Origin of the sequence: Pseudoalteromonas atlantica, from assembly GCA_007988745.1 — a bacterium.
GTDB lineage: Bacteria > Pseudomonadota > Gammaproteobacteria > Enterobacterales > Alteromonadaceae > Pseudoalteromonas > Pseudoalteromonas atlantica.
Genome location: BJUT01000010.1, coordinates 12,571 through 34,092, shown reverse-complemented (window position 1 = coordinate 34,092; position 21,522 = coordinate 12,571). Strand labels below are relative to the sequence as shown.

Here is a 21,522-nt window from a genome sequence, read left to right as displayed (position 1 = left end):
TCCTATTATGAGTTACTACGTGGGCGTACGTATAATTGTACCAAAGCCTGAACTGTGCGCTAACCCCTCAATGGCCTAAATTTAGTTGTATTAATTTTTGATGGTAGTATAAAAACAGTCACGTGAACCTTCGCTTATAAAGCAAAATTAAGGATTAATATGAAATTACCACACCGCTTTAAACGTTTAGCTGTGCTATTAAGTGCAGTGGTTACCTTAAGTGCCTGCTCAGATGATGTTGCATCGGTGAGCTTAGGGCTGTTTACTACTAAAGATGTAGTGGTAAATTCGCAGCAAGACCCACTAGTAAAAGGGGTTACGTGCCATATTAGCCATATTGAGGCCGACTTAGATTTTTCAGATCCCTCTGATATGTCTATTGCGTGTCGCCAAACAGGGCCAATTACAGCCGATATGTTACAAGCAATAGATCGCAGTAAGTCGGGCGAAGTGGTGTTTAAGTCATCAAAAAGTATTTTATTTAAATCGCTAAAAGTGCGCCGTATTTACGATGCACAAAACCGCACATTACTGTACTTATCGTACTCGACTAAGGAGTCGAGCGGCAGCCACCACCACGCACTTTCAACTGTGCCTTTATACAATACACAAGCTTGGAACTGGGCACTTGAACAAAAATAAGAGCACACTATGTTAGCGTTATTTAAATCAAAGCCGCTGCTAGAACAAGCCGAGCAGCAGTGGCTAATTGATACCTTCATTTGGGCGGTAGAGCACTTTGATGCCGCATTTTTTACCAAGCATACGCAAATAATATTGCCAACGGTGGCGCATTTTCCTGATTCGGTATCGAGTATTGAGGAAATGGCCACTAAGGTATTTGTACGAGTACGTGATTACGCAGGTATGAGTGCGTGGCCAATACAATTAGTTGCGCCACAACAGTTACAGCCGCAAGTATTTCCGCATTTTGAATTTGCTGAACACTTACGTGGAGAGCAAAGCCAGCTTATTGTACCGCCAAGCCATACGATTAATATCTCATTTAACCCTAATCAAATTAATCAGCCGCAAGATTTAGTGGCCAGCTTTGCCGGCACGCTGGCTACTGTATTAATTCATCATGTTGGGGTGTTACCGCCAGGCGGTAAAGACTACTTACCACAAGCGGCAGATGCGCTGGCCTGTTTTTTAGGGTTTGGGGTAATGATGAGCAACACTGTGTATCAATTTAAAGGCGGGTGTGGCTCGTGCTATAACCCTTATGCTAATCGTGAAGCGAAGCTAAGCGAAACCCATACCGTATTTATGCACGCGCTGATTAGTTATTTTAAAAACGATCGTGACTCTAAAAAACATTTAAAGCCACATTTGCGCAGCCAATTTAAAAAAGCCCAAAAAGAGATCAAAGCATTAGTTGATAACTCTGCTAATCCGCTATTGCTTGCCTATGCACCAACTTAAACCGGATACTTGTGAACTACTTAGACGAATTTTTACTGATTGCCATCGCCCACTTTTTTGCAGTAGCCAGCCCAGGCCCCGACTTTGCCGTGGTGCTCAAACAAAGTATACAGCAGGGCAGGCGTAACGCCCTATGGACAAGCGCTGGTGTGGGCGCTGCTATTTTATTACACGTAGGATATTGCGTATTAGGGGTTGCGCTAATTTTAACGCAATCGCCTAATTTATTTATGGCATTAAAGTATGTTGCGGGGGCGTATTTAGCCTATTTAGGTGTACAAGCATTAAGGGCTGCCAAACCACCGGTAAATAAAACAGACAACATAGAAAACAAAACTACCCCACAGGAAAGCGTATGGCATGCATTTAGGCGCGGCTTTTTAACCAACGCGCTTAATCCTAAAGCCACTCTCTTTTTTATGTCGTTATTTACCTTAGTTATTAGTGTAACTACACCAACTAGCGTGCAAATTGTGTATGGGGTTTATATGGCTCTGGCAACGTGGGTGTGGTTTTCTATGCTTTCTTTAGTGTTGTCAAAACCTAGTGTACGGGCGTTTTTTCAAAAAAGCGGCTATTGGTTTGACCGGGGTATAGGTGTTATTTTAATTGCTTTAGCCATTCGTGTAGTAATTTAACCCTAGGGAGAAGTCATGCCTATTTATAATTTTTCGTTTGGATCGAATATGTCCTCTAACCGCTTGCTTGCGCGTTTACCAAAAGCAAAGCGAGTCGGCACGGCTGTACTAAAAGGCTACGAGCTTACGTTTAATATGCTATTTAAAGATGGCTCGGGCAAGTGCAGTATTCAAAAAAGTGATGACAAAAACGCCTTGGTATATGGCGTGGTGTATGAACTTGATGAAGCCGAAAAAGCAATTTTAGATACCATAGAGGGCCCAGGCTACGATTGCGTGGCTATTAAGCCCATTTTGTTAGATGGTGAGCAAATAGAGGCCCATTGCTATATTGCTAACACTCACGATAACGATGTACTGCCATACGACTGGTATATTCAGCACGTTCATCGCGGCGCGCTTGAGGCGGGCGTACCAAAAGAATACAGTGATGCAATACTTAAACGGCCGCATAAGCCCGATACAAATAAAGAGCGTGCTGATATTGAATTTGCAGTGCACCAAAAATAATAAGGATAATCATGAAACTCACCAAATTAGCCAGTTTAGCGTTGTTTGCCAGTGCCACTTTTAATAGTTGGGCACAAATTAATACCACGGACTTAGAAGAGGTTATTAACACCTCAATGGCACGCTTTGACGTACCGGGTATGGCGGTAGCGATTGTGCAAGACGATAAAGTTGTATTTGCTAAAGGGTTTGGGATAAGCAACCTCAATACAAATGCAAAAGTGAACAAAGACACACTTTTTGGTATTGCCTCAAACACAAAAGCGTTTACCAGTGCAGCGCTGGCTAAGTTGGTTGATGAAGGTAAGTTAAGTTGGGATGACAGGGTGATTGACCACTTACCTGAGTTTAGGTTGTACGATTCCTACGTCACCCGCGAAATGCGTGTTCGTGATTTATTAAGCCATCGCAGTGGCTTAGGGCTTGGGCAGGGCGATTTAATGATTTGGCCAAGTACTGATAAATCTATAAAGGATATTTTAGCCGGCCTACAGTATTTAAAACCAGCCAGCAGCTTTCGCAGCCAGTATGCCTATAACAACTTAATGTTTGTAACCGCAGGCGAAGTGGTGGCACGTGTATCAGGTATGAGCTGGAATGATTACATCGAAAAAAATATATTACAGCCTTTGCACATGGATAACTCGCGCGCGGGCTTTTCGCGTATTCCAAAAAGCAATAAAAACTGGGCAATTGGCCACATACCAATGGATGGTAAGCTCAATCCTTTTTTTGTTAACTACCTAGAAGACTTTAGAGGCGCAGGGGCTATTGCATCAAGCGTAAACGATATGAGCCAATGGTTACTAACGCAGTTAGCTGGCGGAAAAATGCCAAGCGGCGAGCAACTATTTAGTGAAAAACAGCAAGCGCAAATGTGGCATCCGCATATTACCTCTATGGCTTCTAAAAGTGCGTATGAGGCCTATCATCAGCAATTTAGAGGTTATGGGCTAGGTTGGAGCATTGAAGATTACCACGGTTTTAAAAAGCTAGGCCACGGCGGGGGCATTTTAGGTATGGTGTCGCAAGTTACATTATTGCCTGAGAAAAAGCTCGGCATTGTTATTTTATCTAATCAGCAAGCATTTAGTGCACTTTCGGCAGTAACCCACGAAGTGCTAGAAGATGCCCTTGAGCTTGAAGATAAAGACTGGGTTGAAGAGTTGGCTAAAAAACATTTTGCGAGTAAACAAAAAGCCTACGCCAATGCAAAACCCGACACCCCAGCTGATTACCAGCCACAGTTACCTAATATAAATTACACCGGCACGTTACATTACGATTGGTACGGCGATGTAATTATTGAGCAACTAGATGGCAAACTACGTATTGATTTTACCCATACCAAACGCTTAAAAGGCACGCTTGAGCATTACACGGGTAATACGTTTATTGTTAAGTGGGATGAAAAGCTACTCGAGGCCGATGCGTTTATTCGTTTTGATATGGGCGCAAACAACCGTGTTAATAGCGCAAAAATGCGCGCGGTATCAACAGCAGTAACAGACTTTAGTTTTGATTTTAGAAACCTTAATTTAAAAGCTAAGTAGTGATGCTATACACCAAAGTCGCAAAGCCACCGTAAGGTGGCTTTGTTATATTAAGCACTCACATTAAAGGAGCGTTTATGCGTACTGCAGTTATTTCACATCCTCATTGCCGTAAACATAAAATGATTGACGATCATCCTGAGTGCCCAGAGCGCCTAGATGCTATTGCAGATAGACTTTTGGCAAGTGGGGTAGATATTGGCTTAACGCATCTACAAGCGCCTAAAGCGCAGCGTGAGCATTACTTATTAGCCCATGATGAGACATTAGTTAACCTTGTGGAGCGCTTAGTTCCTGAGCAGGGGCTACATAACCTTGATGGCGACACCTGGCTTTGCCCTGATTCATTTAAAGCGGTAGAGCGCGCCGTTGGAGCAGGGTTGTTGGCTGTAGATGAAATACTCGCAGATAAACTCGATGCGGCGTTTTGCGCTGTACGCCCGCCAGGGCATCATGCCAATGCACACGCTTCTTCTGGGTTTTGTGTATTTAATAATTTAGCTATAGCGGTTAAGTATGCCCAAAGTAAAGGCGTTAAGCGTATAGCAATAGCTGATTTTGACGTACACCATGGTAATGGCACCCAAGACATATTTATAAACGATGAAAACGTATTACTTTGTTCGCTATTTCAATACCCATTTTACCCAAACACAGCCGTAAAAAATAACAGCCACATAGTTAATTCCCCTTTGCCAATTGCCAGTAGTGGCGATGATTTAAAAGAAGTGTTTAATACCCAATGGTTGCCAAAATTAAAAGCCTTTAAGCCAGAGCTGCTATTTATTAGTGCAGGGTTTGATGCCCACCTAGAAGATGACATGGCAAGTTTAAAGTTTGTAGAAGATGACTACAGCTGGCTTACAGAGCAATTATGCGACGTTGCAAAAGAGAGTGGTTGCAAGGGTGTTATATCTTACCTTGAAGGGGGCTATGCGCTATCAGCATTAGGAAGAAGTGCTGTAGCGCATATAAAAGTGCTTAGTGAGTACTAATACCAATCCGCAATAATACTTAATTAAGCGAATTGGTATAACTAAAGGGTTATAAACCCAGTAAATCAAACGCCTGCTTGGTATTAAGGGTTTTAATTTTGCCAAGGCAGCATTGCCCTTCATTTAATAAATAAGTGGTGACCAGTTGCGCTAGCTGCTCCTGTGAAAGAGGGGCGCATGCAGCGCCTTGCAGGTCAACGTACTCACCTTGCTTGTTTAACACGCGCACATTACTAAGCTCACTTTGCGTAACGCTGTGCAAACACGCTTCTTGTTCTTGTTTATCGTGCGCTATTTCAAGCTCATTATAAACAATTAATAACTGTGGAAAGCTGTTTAGCATAGTTACCCTACGGTTACCTCGTATGAGGTAAATTTACGCACATTAATAACGCCAGTATCAAAAATTAAGTACTGACCTTTTATACCTTGCAGCACGCCGCTTACTACTGGGTTTTTATCAAAATTAAACGAGCTAATTTTAGTGGGGTACTCTGTTACCGGAAAGTTTAAATCAACCACGTCTTCATCAAGTTGCTCTATGGCTGTGGCACCAAATAACTCGCTTAGCTCGTTTAATTTATCGCTAATTTGCGGGATCAGCTCTGCCGCAGCGGCTTTAAGGTCAATGGCTTCGTTTTGACCCTTTAGCATGTTACGCCAATTGGTTTTATCGGCAATAAACTCGGCCAATGCCACCTCAACTAAGCCTGATTGCAAACGTGTTTGTACTTTAAAAATAGGCAGTGCTTGAGTGGCGCCTTGATCAACCCAACGTGTCGGTATTTGTGTATGGCGAGTAATACCTACTTTAAGCCCAGAGGTGTTGGCTAAATACACATAATGCGGGATCATGCAGTTTTCTTCGCCCCATTGCGGCTCGCGGCAAGTGCCTTTATCGTAATGGCAGGTTTCTGGTTTCATAATGCACATATCGCAGCTAGCAAGCTTGCGCATACACACAAAACAGTGGCCTTGCGAGTAACTCTTTTTGGTTTTTTTGCCACAGTTTGAGCATAAAATGGTACCGCTAAACGTCAGCGTTAACTCTTTACCAATGAGTGCGTTTAGGTCGACTAGGTTGTCGCCCACAGGAAGATGATATTGAACCGGCTCTGTTAAGCTCGATTTTAATTTACGCAAAGTGCCTTGCATCTTTACTTGGCCCCTAAAGATGTTGATATTAAAACGTGGAGTTTAACATCTTTAAACTGTATTGGCTTTTTAAGAAATACAAATAGTCATCTAGGGGGAGTGGCTTAGCGTATAGGTAACCTTGCGCTCTGTCGGCGCCCATTTCTTTTAATAAGTGGTGCACATCTTGGGTTTCTATGCCTTCCATGGTTATAGATAGCCCTAGGTTATGTGCCATATCTATAGCGGTTTGCACAATCACTTTATTGGCGGTGTTATTTGTTAAGTCAAATACAAACGATTTATCTACTTTAAGCTCCGTAAAGCGATAATTAACCAAATAACTTAGCGATGAATAGCCAGTGCCGAAGTCATCAAGGACCACGCGCACCCCTAAATCAGAAAGCTCATTAACCAACGAAATAAGCGCTTCGTGGCTTTCGACTAATGCTGACTCCGTTAATTCAAACTTAAGAAGCTGCGCCGGAACTTGGTATTTTATAAGGACGTTTTCGACTTTTTCGGCTAGGTTTTTAATCGACAGATTTTTAGCACTTAAATTTACGCTAATTGGGTGATCGTTATAGCCCTGCTCGGTTAGTTTGACGATATCTTTACAGGCTTGCTCAATAACCCATAAGGTAAGCTCGTTAATAATACCTGTGTGCTCAGCAAGGGTGATCAGCTCTTCTATCGATACGCCTTTAAAAGCCGGGTCGGGCCAACGTAGCAGCGCTTCGGCGCCACATACTTGATTAAAGTTCAGCCCTATTTGAGGCTGATAATACAACGCTAGTTGGTTGTCTTTAATTGCTTTTTGTAATTTAGCGGCCAATGCCACATCCATTAATATATTACTGCCGTTAGAAGCGCTTACTACTAAATCGTTATTACTTTTAGCTTTTTTAAGTGCCAAGTAACCCCGTTTCGTCCAGTATTCAAAGTCGTCACTGTGGGCTGCGCTACTAATCCCTATGTTATAGGTAAGTTGTAAGTTTAAGCCTTGAATTTCGTATTGTTTGGGCAGGCTATTTATAACTTTAATTAAGGCCCCTTCAAGTGACTCCTGGTTTTGGTTTTTAGTAGATATGCAGGCAAATACCCCGCTGCCTAAGTCGGCTAAGCGGGGGCTGTTATTAAAATCTGTATCGAGGTTGGTAAATTCGCGCTCATGGCTAAGCTCTAACTCTATTTGTTTAGCCACGTGCTTTATTAAAGTGTAGCCCTGCGATGGGGTAATAATGGTATTGAGCGAGTTAAAATGGCGAATTTTAATTAAACACAAGGTGGTATTACGCCCCTGTGCTTGTAAGCTCATAAACGCTTGTTTTAATTTGGCACTGTTAAGTAATTTAGTTTGCTGGGTATGTGTAGCATGATAAAGCGCACGCTCGCGCTGGTAGCGCACTCTATCGGCAAGTGCCATAGCCATTAAAATAACTTCACACAATATAGCCACTAAAAACGCGTGACGAATCGCAAAGCTATAATCCAAATAGCCCGTTAATTCTAATGGCTGTATTGCCGCGCCAACAATGAGGGGAACCCACGAAAAAACGTAAAACTTCGCCCACCTAAAGCCCGTGCGTAGTTTGTTATAAATTAAAATAACACACGTAATATATAACAAGCTTAATACACAAAAAAAGATGGGTGCTGCAATGTACTCGGGTATAAATAAAGTGGTGATTGATAATAAAGATATTAAAATAAGTAGCGCTTTACTCATTTTATAGCGCCAGCATTTGTCCTTGTGGTAGCGCAAAAACATGGTGCAAAAGGCGAGCGTAAAAAAGGCCATTGCGTAGTTTGAAAAAATCACTTTTTCGTGTAAGTACAATTGCCACTCTAGGGGCCACAAGTAAAAGCCAAAGCCCATTACAATGCCCATTAAACACAGCGCACTAATTATATAGCCTATATAAACTAAATAAACGCGGTCTTTAATCCCAAAATAAAGCACTAAATTATACAGAGCAGCCATTAATAACACGCCGGCAAATATGCCCCAAATGCCGGTTTGCGAGCGAACTAAATCAACAAATTCTTTATGGCGATACAAATTAACTGGTGTTTTGCTGATCCCCGTTGTATCTATTTTTATGGCTAAGCGCTCTGTTGTTTTACTCTCAAGTGCGAAACGTATATGCGGTACGCTATATTGAAAAAGCGTAAGAGACTTTACTTTATCACCTAATTTATAGCTTTCTATAAGCTCATTTCTTTTGTTTAACCGATACACGCTGAGGTGATCAACCATCGGGTTATCGAAATGGGCAACAATGTCTTGAGCATCCAAACTTTTATTTTCAAGGTCTATAAATAGCCAATAGTTTTGCTGTTTAAAGCTCCATTGAATATCGGTTAACGGCTGGTGGGTGATTAGCTCGGGATTTAAAATAATATCGTTGAGTGTGTGAGATTTACTTTCATCTATGTAGTAGGCAAAGTCTAAATATACAGGCGTGGTTTTATCGATGGTATAGCGAGTCGGCACAACCAGGTTAGAAGCGAGTGTGCTAATAATATAAAATATGAAAATCAGTATGGCTATGGCCGCGGCATGATAACGTAAAGTTTTCGTTTCCAACGTTGTATACTTGTAATAAATCTTTTAATTAGTGTAGCACTAAAAAAGCGCATATAAACTGCGCTTTTTTAGTTAAATTTTTAGGGCCTGCTTATCCTTCAGGATTAAAATTTGTTCTAACTAGGGACGATTTAATCGTGGCGCGAGGTTTGTAACCTAGTGGGCTAAGTAAAAACCGAGCAACAAAGAGTTAATCGTCCCTAGGACGAACCTTCGTGCAGCGCGTGTTTGGTATTTATACTGCGTTATCGCCTATTTATGGGGAATAACCACACTACATAGGCTCTGCCTTGCCTAAATACCAAACACACTGCTGCAAATTTAATCTCGAAAGATAAACAGGCCCTAAGTTAAACCAATAATTTAGTTACAGGCTACTGCTCTCGGGCAATCGCTCTGTAAGCAATATCGGTGCGGTACTCCATACCTTCCCAGCTAATTTGTTTTACAAGCTCGTATGCACGTTGCTGTGCCTCGGTAACGGTATTGCCGAGTGCCGTTGCACATAATACACGTCCACCTGCGGTGACAACGTTTTCGCCATCTTGCTTAGTACCCGCATGAAATACTTTTTCATCAGCAGGGTAGTTAACTTTAAGGCCTGATATTGCATCACCTTTAGGGTAATCACCTGGGTAGCCTTTAGCAGCAAGTACAACACCTACGGCTGCGCGCGGGTCAAACTCAATGGTTGTTTTATCAAGCTCTTCGCGGTTAGCCGCTTCAACTAGTTCAACTAAGTCTGATTTAAGACGAAGCATCATAGGTTGCGTTTCAGGGTCACCAAAACGACAGTTGTACTCAATTACTTTAGGCGTGCCCTGGGCATCAATCATTAAGCCTGCGTATAAAAAGCCAGTGTAAGGATGACCTTCGCTTGCCATACCCTCAACGGTAGGAACGATGACTTCGTTCATAATGCGCTGGTGGATTTCGTCGGTTACTACAGGTGCCGGTGAGTATGCGCCCATGCCGCCAGTATTTGGACCTTCATCGCCATTGTATGCACGCTTATGATCTTGGCTTGTTGCAAATGGCAAAATGTTTTTACCATCAACCATAACAATAAAAGAGGCTTCTTCGCCTTCTAAAAACTCTTCGATCACGACGCGGCTGCCAGCCTCGCCAAAAGCATTACCGGCAAGCATATCGCGAATAGCATCTTCAGCTTCGCGTTCATCCATTGCCACAATAACGCCTTTACCAGCTGCTAGGCCATCTGCTTTTATTACAATTGGCGCGCCTTTTTCTTTTAAATAAGCAAGGGCAGGGTCAATTTGTTCAAACGTTTGGTAATCAGCGGTTGGGATGGCATGGCGAGCTAAAAAGTCTTTAGTAAACGACTTAGAGCCTTCTAGCTGCGCTGCACCGGCTGTTGGACCAAAAATAGCGAGACCGTGTTCACGGAACTTATCTACTACGCCTAATACAAGCGGTACTTCAGGGCCAACAATCGTAAGTTCTACATTGTTTTGTTGTGCAAAGCTTAATAGGCCATCTAGGTCTTCAACGTTAATTGCAACGTTTTCTAGTTTTGGCTCAAGTGCAGTACCGGCATTACCCGGTGCTACAAATACAGTGTTTACTTTCGTGTTTTGAGCGGCCTTAAACGCAAGTGCGTGTTCTCGGCCGCCGCTGCCAATGACTAATACATTCATGGCGAAATATTCCTATTTAAAGCGGTTTTTTAAATTTCAGCGTCATACGGTCGCTTTCACCAATAGCTTTGTATTTATCAGCGTCTTGTTCGCCAAGGCGTAAGCTAGGTGGTAGCGTCCACACCCCTTTAGGGTGATCGGCTGTATCTTTTGGATTGGCGTTAATCTCACTGCTTGCAACTAATTCAAATCCAGCTTTTTTAGCTAAATCGACCACGTAACTTTGCTTCATGTAGCCGGTTGATTTTTGGTCCTCATCAGGTCGGCTTTCATCTAAGCGATGTTCAACTACACCTAATACGCCACCTGGTTTTAACGCTTTATAAAAAGACTTAAATGCACTGAGTGCGCCTTTAGTGTCTTTACCCATGTACCAGTTATGTACATTGCGAAAGGTTAATACCATGTCGGCAGTGCCGGCTGGGGCAATATCAGTGTGCGTTAATGGGGCAAACTCAGAAATTTTTACTTTGCTAAAACGCTCATCTTCGGCCACTTTTTTCTTAAAGCCAGCTAAAGAGCGCTGGTAGTAACCTACCGATGAATCACTCGGAAAATGCGCTGCGTAATATAAGCCTTGCTCTTTAAGTGCTGGGGCTAAAATTTCGCTGTACCAACCACCGCCTGGGGCAATTTCAACCACGGTCATTGTTGGTTTAAAACCAAAAAATGCCAGTGTTTGCTCTGGGTGACGGTATTCATCGCGGGCGCTATTTTTAGCGCTACGCTCGCTTGATTGAATAGCATGGCTAAGGCTTGACTCATGGTTATGGCTAAGTGCCATTGTTGAGGTCAGCGTAAGCGAGGCAACAAGTAGTGACTTTAGTGCAAATTTCATCGTTTGTTCCTTAACATTTTATATAGGTGTTGAACCAGAATACGTGAATTGATTGCAAACAAAAAGGGCTAAACGTTGTGTTTAACCCTTTGTGTGATTAGTGGCGGAAGTGGCGCATGCCGGTAAATACCATCGCCATGCCAGCTTCGTCAGCGGCGGCGATAACTTCTTCATCGCGCATTGAACCACCCGGTTGAATAACCGCGGTAATACCAGCGGCTGCTGCTGCGTCTATACCATCACGGAATGGGAAAAACGCATCTGATGCCATCACAGAGCCAGGTACTTCTAGATTTTCATCAGCGGCTTTAATACCCGCTATTTTAGCTGAGTAAACACGGCTCATTTGGCCTGCGCCTACGCCAATGGTCATACCGTCGCGGGCATATACAATCGCATTTGATTTAACAAACTTAGCTACTTTCCAGCAAAATAGTAAATCTTTAAGTTCTTGCTCAGAAGGTTGGCGCTTAGACACGACTTTTAAATCGCCTTGGGTAACCATGCCTAGGTCGCGGTCTTGTACTAAAACACCGCCGTTAACGCGTTTAATATCGTGGCCAGTTGCTTTGCCACTCCATTGACCACACGCTAATAAGCGTACGTTCTTTTTCGCTTCAACAATTTTTGCTGCTTCGCTTGAAACGCTAGGAGCAATAATTACTTCAACAAATTGACGCTCAACAATGGCTTGTGCTGTTGCAGCGTCAAGCTCGCGGTTAAAGGCAATAATGCCACCAAACGCTGAGGTTGGATCTGTTTTAAAGGCGCGGTCGTAAGCACTAAGAATATCTTCGCCAATTGAAACGCCACACGGGTTTGCGTGTTTAACAATAACACATGCAGGTACATCAAATTCTTTAACACACTCAAGTGCTGCGTCGGTATCTGCAATGTTATTAAACGACAGGGCTTTACCTTGTAGTTGAGTAGCTGTTGCAACAGACGCTTCGCTTACGTTGTTTTCAACATAAAAAGCAGCATCTTGATGTGAGTTTTCACCGTAACGCATATCTTGCTTTTTAGTGAATTGCGTATTGATAGTGCGTGGGAATTTAGTCTCTTCAGCGGCTTCTTCAGTGTAATCAGGTACCATTTTGCCAAAGTAGTTAGCAATCATGCCATCGTACTGAGCTGTGTGCTCATACGCGGCAATGGCTAAATCAAAACGTGTTTTGTACGTTGTTGAGCCATTGTTGCTTTGCATTTCGCTAATAACGCGCTCGTAATCGTTTGCGTTTACCACGATGGTGACGTCTTTGTGGTTTTTAGCGGCTGCACGAACCATGGTAGGTCCGCCAATATCAATGTTTTCAATAGCATCTTCAAGGCTGCAGTTTTCTTGAGCGACAGTATTCGCAAAGGGGTATAAGTTAACTACAACAATATCGATAGCAGAGATGTTGTTATCTGCCATTACGCTTTCATCTTGTCCGCGACGCGCTAAAATACCGCCGTGAATTTTAGGATGAAGGGTTTTTACGCGACCATCCATGATTTCAGGATGACCTGTGTGATCTGATACTTCAGTCACTTTTATGCCGTTATCAGCAAGGAGTTTGCAGGTACCGCCAGTTGATAAAATATCTACACCTTGCGCTTCTAGTGCGCGGGCAAATTCAACAATACCGGTTTTATCAGACACACTTAATAGTGCGCGACGAATAGGACGATGAGTATCCATTGTAGTTTAATTTCCTCAGTTAATGAGCTAGCTTAGAAGCGGGCATTTTAACTGATTACTACTCAAAAAACGACTTATAAAGCGCCAATAAGCGTGAGCATTTTGCAACATCTCTACTAAATTGTGCGCATAAAAAAAGCACCCTAAGGTGCTTTTTTGCATGATACCAATTGTATTTGATTAGTAAGCAGTTATAACGATAGAAAAACAAGTCTATAACAAGGCAAAAATTTTACAGTGTAGTTATTCTACATAAGAAATTTTTAACGCCGTTATGGGCTTGTTTAGTTCGTTAGCATGCTTACGATTTCAATATAATTGGTATTAGTTCATGCCGTATTTTTTAAGCTTTTTACGTAAAGTACCACGGTTGATACCTAGTAAAATTGCCGCACGAGTTTGGTTACCACGTGTGTATGTCATTACTTCTTCAAGTAATGGCGCTTCTAGCTCTGAAAGAACAAGGTCGTAAACGTCTTGCACATCTTGACCGTTAAGCTGCTTTAAATAGTGGTGAACAGCTTTTTTTACTGCATCACGCAATGGCTGCGGTTTCTCGTGTGACTGAACATGAGGGTTTGTGATAAATGGAGAAGTCACGTTTTGTTCGAACATTATTTAATCTCTTTCTTTCTTAGTTAGCTGCTAGTGTTTTAAAGTATTGCGTTAATGCGTCAACCTGTGCTTGTGGGTTGTCGAGCGCATTAAATACTCGCCTAAACTGACCGTCACTGTCATGGGTTTGCAAATACCAAGATACATGTTTGCGAGCGATTCGCGCTCCCATTGGCTCGCCGTAAAACGCATGGAGGTTATCTAAATGCTCCATTAAAATACTTCGCACCTCTGAAATAGCAGGTGGTGGTAAGTGTTCTCCAGTTCGCAAATAGTGGTCTATCTCCCTAAATATCCAAGGGCGACCTTGGGCGGCTCGGCCAATCATGATGGCATCTGCACCCGTATAGTCCAAAACCTGCTTTGCTTTTTCTGGAGATGTAATATCACCATTAGCAACCACAGGTATCGACACTGAGCGTTTTATATCCCTAATCGTGGCATATTCTGCTTCACCTTTGTACATACATGCGCGTGTACGCCCATGTACGGCAAGTGATGCAATGCCATAACGCTCAGCTATTCTCGCAATCTCTACACCATTACGGTTGTCCTGATCCCATCCTGTACGGATTTTAAGTGTGACCGGGATATCAACAGCGTTAACCACTGCATCAACTATCTCTTCCACAAGTTCAGGAAACTGTAATAATGCAGAGCCTGCGAGTTTCTTGTTCACTTTTTTTGCTGGGCACCCCATATTGATATCTATGATCTGTGCACCGTTAGCAACATTGAATTGTGCGGCCTGCGCCATAAGCTCAGGATCAGCTCCTGCAATTTGCACCGCGCGTATACCCGACTCACCGCTGTGATCCATACGGTTCATCGATTTTTCAGTTTTCCAAACCTTCGGGTTTGACGATAACATTTCAGACACGGCCAAGCCTGCGCCTAAGCGGCGGCAAAGCTGTCTAAATGGTCTGTCTGTAATACCTGCCATTGGCGCGACTATTACATTATTCTCAAGTTGGTATGAACCGATACGCACTGTATTCAATAGGCCTCTTTTCAAGGGGCGCTAAGTTTACGGTTTTTTTAGGAAAAATCAAAGGCTATAAATTGAACAAAAGTGACTTTTTTTTGCCCTTTTCGTATTGACTTTTGATAACCGCATGACAAGTGGGTCGATTTGTTTGAAATTTAAACAAAAAATAATTTTGTCAAATTATGCGTGCTAATTTTCTAACTGTAAAAAAATAGTAAAGCCTGTTAAATACAGGCTTTACATGCAAGTTTTGAGTTAAAACTCTAAATTTATAAATGTATGCGGTTAGCTATTTTTTGTACCGCTTACACGGGTCCAATCACCCTCTAGTGCAATATCGTCAAGCTCAATAAAGGGTGCGTAAATATTGGCAACCGATTGGGCTTGCTCTTCTAATATGCCCGACATAGCAATTTTGCCACCCGGTTTAAGTAATCCCAAAATTACACTGTGAAGCTCACGCAGCGGCTGCGCTAAAATATTAGCCACTACAATATCAGCACTAAACTCAGGTTGGTTTTCTGGTAGGTATACCTCAAGCTTATCGGCTACGCCATTACGTTGTGCGTTATCTAAGCTTGCTTCAAGCGCTTGCGGGTCAATATCAATACCTATCATGCGCTCTGCACCAAGTTTAATGGCTGCAATGCCTAAAATTCCCGAGCCACAACCAAAATCAACCACTGTTTTACCACTTAAATCTTGGCTTTCTAACCATTTAAGGCACAATGCCGTTGTTGCATGCGTACCCGTACCAAACGCAAGGCCTGGGTCGAGCAGTACATTAACTGCATCTGGGTCTGGAATGTCGCGCCAGCTTGGGCAGATCCACAGTTTTTCGCCGAACTGGATTGGGTGAAAGTTATCCATCCACTCACGTTCCCAGTCTTTATCTTCTAGTTGCTCAATTTTGTATACCAGCATGTCTTTAATTTCATCATGACGCTTAAGTAATGCAATTACCGCGTTCATATCATGATTGGCTTCAAATAGACCAATTACAGTGGTATCGGCCCAAAACTCAACGGTGCCAATTTTAGGCTCATAAATAGGGGTGTCTTTAGCGTCAATAAAAGTAACAGAGGCGCTGCCTGCTTCCATTAATAAGTCACTCACTGCATCTGCGGTAGCAGCATTGGCATTGATACGGATTTGGATCCAAGCCATGGTTGTTTCCTTTAAATAGAAAAAAGGCCGCTACAGCGGCCTTTTTAGTTTATATGAAGCGCTAAATTATTTAGCGTCTAAAAAGCTTTTTAGTAAATCAGAGCGAGAAGGGTGGCGTAATTTACGCAGTGCTTTCGCTTCTATTTGACGAATACGCTCACGTGTTACGTCAAACTGTTTACCTACTTCTTCTAAGGTGTGGTCGGTATTCATATCAATACCAAAGCGCATACGAAGTACTTTAGCTTCACGGGCTGTAAGGCCTGCTAGCACGTCGTTTGTTGCGCCACGAAGAGATTCCATTGTTGCCGAGTCGATTGGCGAATCAATAGTGGTATCTTCGATAAAGTCACCTAAGTGCGAATCTTCATCATCACCGATTGGTGTTTCCATCGAAATTGGCTCTTTGGCAATTTTAAGTACCTTACGGATTTTATCCTCAGGCATCATCATGCGTTCTGCTAATTCTTCAGGATTTGGCTCACGACCCATTTCTTGTAACATTTGACGAGAGATACGGTTAAGTTTATTAATCGTTTCTATCATATGTACCGGAATACGGATTGTTCTTGCTTGGTCAGCAATTGAGCGGGTAATCGCTTGGCGAATCCACCACGTAGCATAAGTCGAGAACTTATAACCACGGCGGTATTCAAACTTATCTACCGCTTTCATCAAGCCAATGTTACCTTCTTGGATTAAATCTAAGAACTGTAAACCACGGTTTGTGTATTTTTTAGCAATTGAGATTACAAGACGTAAGTTAGCTTCAACCATTTCTTTTTTCGCACGGCGCGCTTTTGCTTCACCAATGCTCATACGACGGTTAATGTCTTTAATACGCTCAATGCTTAAGCCTGTGCTTTCTTCAATTACACATAGCTTTTGGATGCAACGAATAATTTCAGGCTTCACTTCTTCAAGTTTAGCTGAATGTTTTTCGTTAGCATTTATTTCTAGGTCTAGCCACGCTGAGTCAGTTTCGTTATTAGCAAAGTGCTTAATAAACGTTTTCTTAGGTAGCTTAGCAATTTGTACCGCTTGTTTCATGATAAGGCGTTCTTGAATACGCACTCTATCCATCATTTCACGCATGTTGTTAACCATGCGATCAAACTGTTTTGGTACTAATTTAAAGGTTCTGAAAAGCTCGCCAATTTCAAAAATAGCGGCTTGAGAATCTGGGTGCGAACGCCCTTTTTCATCAAAGGTAGCGCGAGCTTTAACGTATAAATCACGTAAGTTTTCAAAGTGAATACGGGCTTCTTCTGGATCTGGGCCTGTATCTACTTCTTCTTCGTCTTCATCGTCATCGCTGTCTTTGTCATCTTCATTGTCGTCTTCATCAAGTTGTTCTTCACTTAATTCAGAGCCAATGTGAGTTGCTGAGATTTGCGCTTCGTCTTCGTTAGGGTCGAAAAAGCCTGAAATAATGTCGCTTAAGCGCATTTCTTCTGCTTCAAACTTATCCCACTGTTCAAGTAGGTAAGTAATCGCTTCAGGGTATTCGGCAACAGAAATTTGTACCTGGTTGATACCTTCTTCAATGCGCTTAGCGATTACAATTTCGCCTTCACGTGTAAGAAGTTCAACAGTACCCATTTCACGCATATACATGCGCACTGGGTCAGTTGTACGGCCAATTTCTTTTTCTACAGTTGCAAGGGCTGCAGCAGCAGCTTCTGCTGCGTCTTCGTCTGTCGTGGTTTCTTGCATCATTAATTCATCAGCATCAGGCGCGTTTTCGCTAACCTTGATACCCATGTCATTAATCATGCTAATGATATCTTCTACTTGATCTGAGTCGATTATGTCTTGTGGAAGGTGATCATTTACTTCAGCAAAAGTTAAGTAGCCTTGCTCTTTACCTTTTTGAATCAGAAGTTTTAATTGTGACTGAGGAGTTGGATCCATAGAGATTGTTTCTTCCACTCTGATAAGTTGATACAACAGGCGTCATCATAGAGTTAGCCTTTTAACTAACTTTAATAATGTGACGCAGTGAATAGCACAGTATAACAGTTTAAATCAAGTCTGACTAGCTGTTACTCGCTTTTAGCGCTGTCATAAGTAAATGACATTCTAGTTTTTCATCACTTGATAAGCCCTGTGTCTTGTCCTTTATTAATAGGGTCTCTAGTCGATAATTTAAACACTGATCTTCAATAAATTTAAAAGTATTTTGAAAAACAGTCTCTAAACGCTCATCACTAATTTGGTGCTGCCATGTGGCAAGCTTTACTAGCGGTTCGTAATCTTCGGAATCTCTAAATGATTCGAGTAAAACTGCTGTGTTTGCATTGTCTTTTTGCAATGCGCGCTCTTGTAAGCGCAGTAGCAAACCAATACCCGCTATGTTCATTTGTGCCAATTCTGGCAAATGGGGCACACTTTTAGCTAACTGTGGGTGCTGAATTAAAATACCAATAGCTTGGCGCATTGGGGTAATTTTAAATTTTCGCTCAACAGCGTGTTGTTGCTTTGGTGTTTTTAAGCGGCTATTTAGTTGCTCACGCGTACGGCCAATTAATCGCCCTAACTGCTCTAAAATATTTTCTTGGTAAAATTCACTCGGAATTTTTTCAATTAACGGCAAAGCTGCACTCAACAGCTTAGCTTTGCCTGAGTCGAGTGTTAGGTCTACTTCTTGGCTAAGCTTATTAAATAACACTTTGGTAAAATCATCTGCTTGGCTTAAACGTTGCTCAAACTGTGTTTTACCTTCTTGCTGAACCAGTGAATCAGGGTCTTCGCCGTCAGGTAAAAATACAAAGTGTAATGCTTTGCCATCGTTTAAGTAGGGCAGGGCATTTTCTAGTGCTCGCCATGCAGCGTCGCGGCCAGCTCTGTCGCCATCGTAACAACAAATAACTTTGTCGGTGGTTCTAAATAGCGTATGCATATGCTCGCTTGTTGTTGCGGTGCCAAGCGCAGCTACGGCATATTCAATACCTTGCTCTGCAAGTGCGACTACATCCATGTAACCTTCTACAATAAGTACATGTTCAAGCTTTTTATGTGCTTGTTTTGCCTCATAAAGACCATATAGCTCAAAGCCTTTGTGAAAAATACGGGTCTCTGGTGAGTTGAGGTATTTTGGCCCTTGGTCGGCTTGCATTACACGCCCGCCAAAGGCGATAACACGGCCACGTTTGTCACGAATAGGGAACATTAACCGATCGCGGAAAAAATCAAACTGCCTACCTGGTGTTTTTTCTGAGGCGAGCTTAAGCTCGACCAGCTGTTCTTTTTGCTCTTTTGTTCTGCCAAGCTGTTGGCACAGCGCTTCCCATTCGCTCGGCGCATAACCAATCATAAACTTTTTAACGGTTTCGCCACTTAAACCACGCCCTTTTACATAGTCAATCACCGCAGCAGAGTTACTGTGGTGCTTTAATTGATGCTGGTAAAAGCGTGCTGTGTGTAACATTAAATCGTAATCTGAGCGCTTTTGCGCTGCCGTGCGCTCAGGTGCTGAGCTACTGCCTTTCTCGCGAGGTACGTCTAAATTTAAAAGGCTTGCGAGCTCTTCTATGGCATCAACAAATTCAAGCTTGTCGTATTCCATAACAAACGAAATAGCGTTGCCATTAGCACCACAGCCAAAGCAGTGGTAAAACTGTTTATCTTGAGAAACAGTAAACGAGGGGGATTTTTCGTTATGGAAAGGGCAGCAAGCTTGGTAGTCTTTGCCTGCTTTTTTAAGACCAACTTTAGAGTCTATTAGCTCTACAATATCTGTTCTGGCGAGTAAATCGTCAATAAAATTTCGTGGGATCTTTCCAGCCATGTTTTGTAAGTAGTCCTAACAATTGGTGAGGTGTAATTTCAACACAATGCGCGCATTTATAAAAGGGGTATCGGTAAGCTAAAAAGCTACATTATATCCATGGGCAATAATACTTAATCATTTTTAGGTGCTAAACCTGACGCTAACAGCGTGCAAAGCTAGGATATTGAAGGTAGAGCAGTGCAGGCGCAGTAAGTGATAGCCCTAAATAACCCATTTTACCTAGCCCTCGATGTGCTTTTGTAGCTACACAATAAATCACTTAATTACATGCACGAGCATTACTTAAAAGCGTTTTGTTTATCTACTTAAACGAAGAAACCGAGCACTAGGCTCGGTTTGCTTTAATCATACTTTGTGTATGTGGGAGTATTAGGCTGTTAATCGTTGCTTAATTAAACCAGAAAGCTTGCCCATATCGGCACGTCCTTCGGCTTTGCTTTTGATTATACCCATTACTTTACCCATGTCTTGCATACCTGCTGCATTAGTATCAGCAATAGCCGCATCAATAAGGGCAACAATTTCTTCTTCACTCAATTGTTGAGGTAAAAAAGTTTCTAGTGCTGCGATCTCATTGGCTTCAATTTCGGCTAAATCTTCACGCCCAGCATCTTTGTACTGAGTGTAAGAATCACGACGTTGTTTAACAAGCTTCACTATAACGGAGGTAATACCTGCGTCGTCTAGTGTTATTTGCTCGTCAATCTCACGTTGCTTGATTGCGGCAAGCACCATGCGAATAGGGTTAAGACGTTGTTTGTCTTTCGCTCTCATCGCATCTTTTTGCGCATCTTTTAGCGTTATTAAAAGGCTCATTTATACAAGACCTAATACTATTAGTATAATTTAACGCGACGTGCGTTATCGCGAGAAAGCTTCTTCATGTGACGCTTAACCGCTGCAGCTTTTTTACGCTTACGCTCAGCTGTTGGCTTTTCATAGTGCTCGCGACGACGAACTTCTGAAAGGATACCTGCTTTTTCACATGAACGCTTGAAGCGACGAAGTGCTACGTCAAACGGTTCGTTCTCTCTTACTTTAATTACTGGCATTAAAAATTCACCTACCTAAATTATGAGCGTTGCTCAAGTTGATCAAACATTGATCAAGTGGTTCAAAAATGGTGCGGTATTGTAATCCGAAGCAACACCACATGTAAAGGATAATATTAACAGAAATGCAGCGGCTTAAATAGTGTTAATTTGGCTGGCGTTGGTATAGCCTACAGAATACTTGCCCTGCTTTTTTCTCTTTAATTAACAGCCAGTTATCTGGTTGTGAAAAGCTGCTTAGCTCGGTTTCTACCTCAACATAAATGAGCGCGTCTTCGCTAAGCCATTGGTTATTTTCTAATAAATCACAGCTACTTTGCGCTAAGTTTTTACGAAATGGTGGGTCAACAAAAACTAAATTAAATGGTGAATTTGTATTCTTTTGCTCTAAATATGAGAGTGAATTAGTGTGTTTTACCTGTGCATTTTCAAGCTTTAAGGTACTAATATTTTGCTCAATTTGCTTAGCAGCCGAGGCATCTAGTTCGATAAACGTGGTGCTTTTAGCAAACCGAGACAGCGCTTCAAAGCCAAGCCCGCCAGAGCCTGCAAAGCAATCGAGTACTGTTGCATCGCGCGTATCTTGCATTAACCAATTAAACACGGTTTCTTTAATGCGGTCTGTTGTTGGGCGTAGCCCTTCTACATTTTTTACCGGCAGTTTACGGCCACGAAATTGCCCGCTGATTACTCTAATAAAGCCGTCAGTAGATTTGCTAATTGCTTTATTTTTCGTTGTTTTTTTTCTCATTTAGGTCACTAAAAAATGGTATAAGGGATCTAGCTCAGATAATATTGTGCGTAGTTTACGTTTAGCTTCATTTTTCAACCGCATTAAAAGTGTTACTATTTAGCACTTACGTTTTGAACGGTTGTTTGGCC

20 protein-coding genes are annotated in these 21,522 nt (G+C 42.3%); 6 read left to right on the top strand and 14 right to left on the bottom strand.

The window, feature by feature from the left end:
- Window positions 1-159: 159 nt before the first annotated feature.
- From PAT01_RS06830 to PAT01_RS06805, 6 genes are all read left to right on the top strand, one after another.
- A complete protein-coding gene (locus PAT01_RS06830; protein WP_004588642.1) occupies window positions 160-642 on the top strand; it encodes a CreA family protein in 483 nt (160 codons plus the stop codon).
- Between the two features lie 9 nt (window positions 643-651).
- Window positions 652-1,425 carry a hypothetical protein gene (locus PAT01_RS06825; protein ID WP_055252632.1) on the top strand — a complete coding sequence of 258 codons (774 nt, stop codon included), beginning with the start codon at window positions 652-654 and terminating at the stop codon, window positions 1,423-1,425.
- An 11-nt stretch (window positions 1,426-1,436) separates the two neighbouring features.
- Entirely contained in the window at window positions 1,437-2,063 is a 627-nt protein-coding gene (locus PAT01_RS06820) for a LysE family translocator (protein WP_054983275.1), read from the top strand.
- Window positions 2,064-2,078: 15 nt separating this feature from the next.
- On the top strand, window positions 2,079-2,573 hold the full coding sequence (locus PAT01_RS06815; RefSeq protein ID WP_154945205.1) for a gamma-glutamylcyclotransferase family protein: 495 nt from the start codon (window positions 2,079-2,081) through the stop codon (window positions 2,571-2,573).
- Between the two features lie 11 nt (window positions 2,574-2,584).
- Window positions 2,585-4,126 carry a serine hydrolase gene (locus PAT01_RS06810; RefSeq protein ID WP_154945204.1) on the top strand — a complete coding sequence of 514 codons (1,542 nt, stop codon included), beginning with the start codon at window positions 2,585-2,587 and terminating at the stop codon, window positions 4,124-4,126.
- Window positions 4,127-4,203: 77 nt separating this feature from the next.
- Entirely contained in the window at window positions 4,204-5,121 is a 918-nt protein-coding gene (locus tag PAT01_RS06805) for a histone deacetylase family protein (protein WP_154945203.1), read from the top strand.
- A 49-nt stretch (window positions 5,122-5,170) separates the two neighbouring features.
- Here PAT01_RS06805 and PAT01_RS06800 read toward each other — a convergent pair whose 3' ends face one another.
- The 14 genes from PAT01_RS06800 to rsmD form a co-directional block, all read right to left on the bottom strand.
- The gene (locus tag PAT01_RS06800) at window positions 5,171-5,464 is read right to left on the bottom strand and encodes a hypothetical protein (RefSeq protein ID WP_004588636.1); all 294 of its coding nucleotides are present in this window, start codon (window positions 5,462-5,464) and stop codon (window positions 5,171-5,173) included.
- A 2-nt stretch (window positions 5,465-5,466) separates the two neighbouring features.
- Entirely contained in the window at window positions 5,467-6,276 is an 810-nt protein-coding gene (locus PAT01_RS06795) for a DUF2797 domain-containing protein (protein ID WP_055252638.1), read from the bottom strand.
- 28 nt (window positions 6,277-6,304) lie between these two features.
- Window positions 6,305-8,845, bottom strand: coding sequence for an EAL domain-containing protein (locus tag PAT01_RS06790; protein ID WP_154945202.1), 2,541 nt, complete (start codon window positions 8,843-8,845; stop codon window positions 6,305-6,307).
- Window positions 8,846-9,219: 374 nt separating this feature from the next.
- Entirely contained in the window at window positions 9,220-10,503 is a 1,284-nt protein-coding gene (gene purD / locus PAT01_RS06785; protein ID WP_024031418.1) for a phosphoribosylamine--glycine ligase, read from the bottom strand.
- A gap of 16 nt (window positions 10,504-10,519) precedes the next feature.
- Window positions 10,520-11,341 (bottom strand): class I SAM-dependent methyltransferase, encoded by an 822-nt coding sequence (locus PAT01_RS06780; protein WP_024031417.1) that lies wholly within the window; start codon window positions 11,339-11,341, stop codon window positions 10,520-10,522.
- Window positions 11,342-11,438: 97 nt separating this feature from the next.
- Window positions 11,439-13,025 (bottom strand): bifunctional phosphoribosylaminoimidazolecarboxamide formyltransferase/IMP cyclohydrolase, encoded by a 1,587-nt coding sequence (purH, locus tag PAT01_RS06775; RefSeq protein ID WP_154945201.1) that lies wholly within the window; start codon window positions 13,023-13,025, stop codon window positions 11,439-11,441.
- Window positions 13,026-13,349: 324 nt separating this feature from the next.
- On the bottom strand, window positions 13,350-13,640 hold the full coding sequence (fis, locus tag PAT01_RS06770; protein WP_002957804.1) for a DNA-binding transcriptional regulator Fis: 291 nt from the start codon (window positions 13,638-13,640) through the stop codon (window positions 13,350-13,352).
- Window positions 13,641-13,659: 19 nt separating this feature from the next.
- Window positions 13,660-14,631, bottom strand: coding sequence for a tRNA dihydrouridine synthase DusB (gene dusB / locus PAT01_RS06765; RefSeq protein WP_004588630.1), 972 nt, complete (start codon window positions 14,629-14,631; stop codon window positions 13,660-13,662).
- A 282-nt stretch (window positions 14,632-14,913) separates the two neighbouring features.
- Window positions 14,914-15,795: a 50S ribosomal protein L11 methyltransferase gene (gene prmA, locus PAT01_RS06760; protein ID WP_154945200.1), complete on the bottom strand. Its 882-nt coding sequence runs from the start codon at window positions 15,793-15,795 to the stop codon at window positions 14,914-14,916.
- 66 nt (window positions 15,796-15,861) lie between these two features.
- Complete coding sequence (rpoD, locus tag PAT01_RS06755) at window positions 15,862-17,709, bottom strand: RNA polymerase sigma factor RpoD (protein WP_004588628.1); 1,848 nt, start codon at window positions 17,707-17,709, stop codon at window positions 15,862-15,864.
- A gap of 124 nt (window positions 17,710-17,833) precedes the next feature.
- Window positions 17,834-19,585: a DNA primase gene (gene dnaG / locus PAT01_RS06750; RefSeq protein WP_024031414.1), complete on the bottom strand. Its 1,752-nt coding sequence runs from the start codon at window positions 19,583-19,585 to the stop codon at window positions 17,834-17,836.
- A 372-nt stretch (window positions 19,586-19,957) separates the two neighbouring features.
- Window positions 19,958-20,404, bottom strand: coding sequence for a GatB/YqeY domain-containing protein (locus PAT01_RS06745; RefSeq protein WP_004588626.1), 447 nt, complete (start codon window positions 20,402-20,404; stop codon window positions 19,958-19,960).
- Between the two features lie 20 nt (window positions 20,405-20,424).
- On the bottom strand, window positions 20,425-20,640 hold the full coding sequence (gene rpsU / locus PAT01_RS06740) for a 30S ribosomal protein S21 (RefSeq protein WP_002957797.1): 216 nt from the start codon (window positions 20,638-20,640) through the stop codon (window positions 20,425-20,427).
- Window positions 20,641-20,785: 145 nt separating this feature from the next.
- Complete coding sequence (gene rsmD / locus PAT01_RS06735; RefSeq protein ID WP_004588625.1) at window positions 20,786-21,391, bottom strand: 16S rRNA (guanine(966)-N(2))-methyltransferase RsmD; 606 nt, start codon at window positions 21,389-21,391, stop codon at window positions 20,786-20,788.
- Window positions 21,392-21,522: the final 131 nt, after the last annotated feature.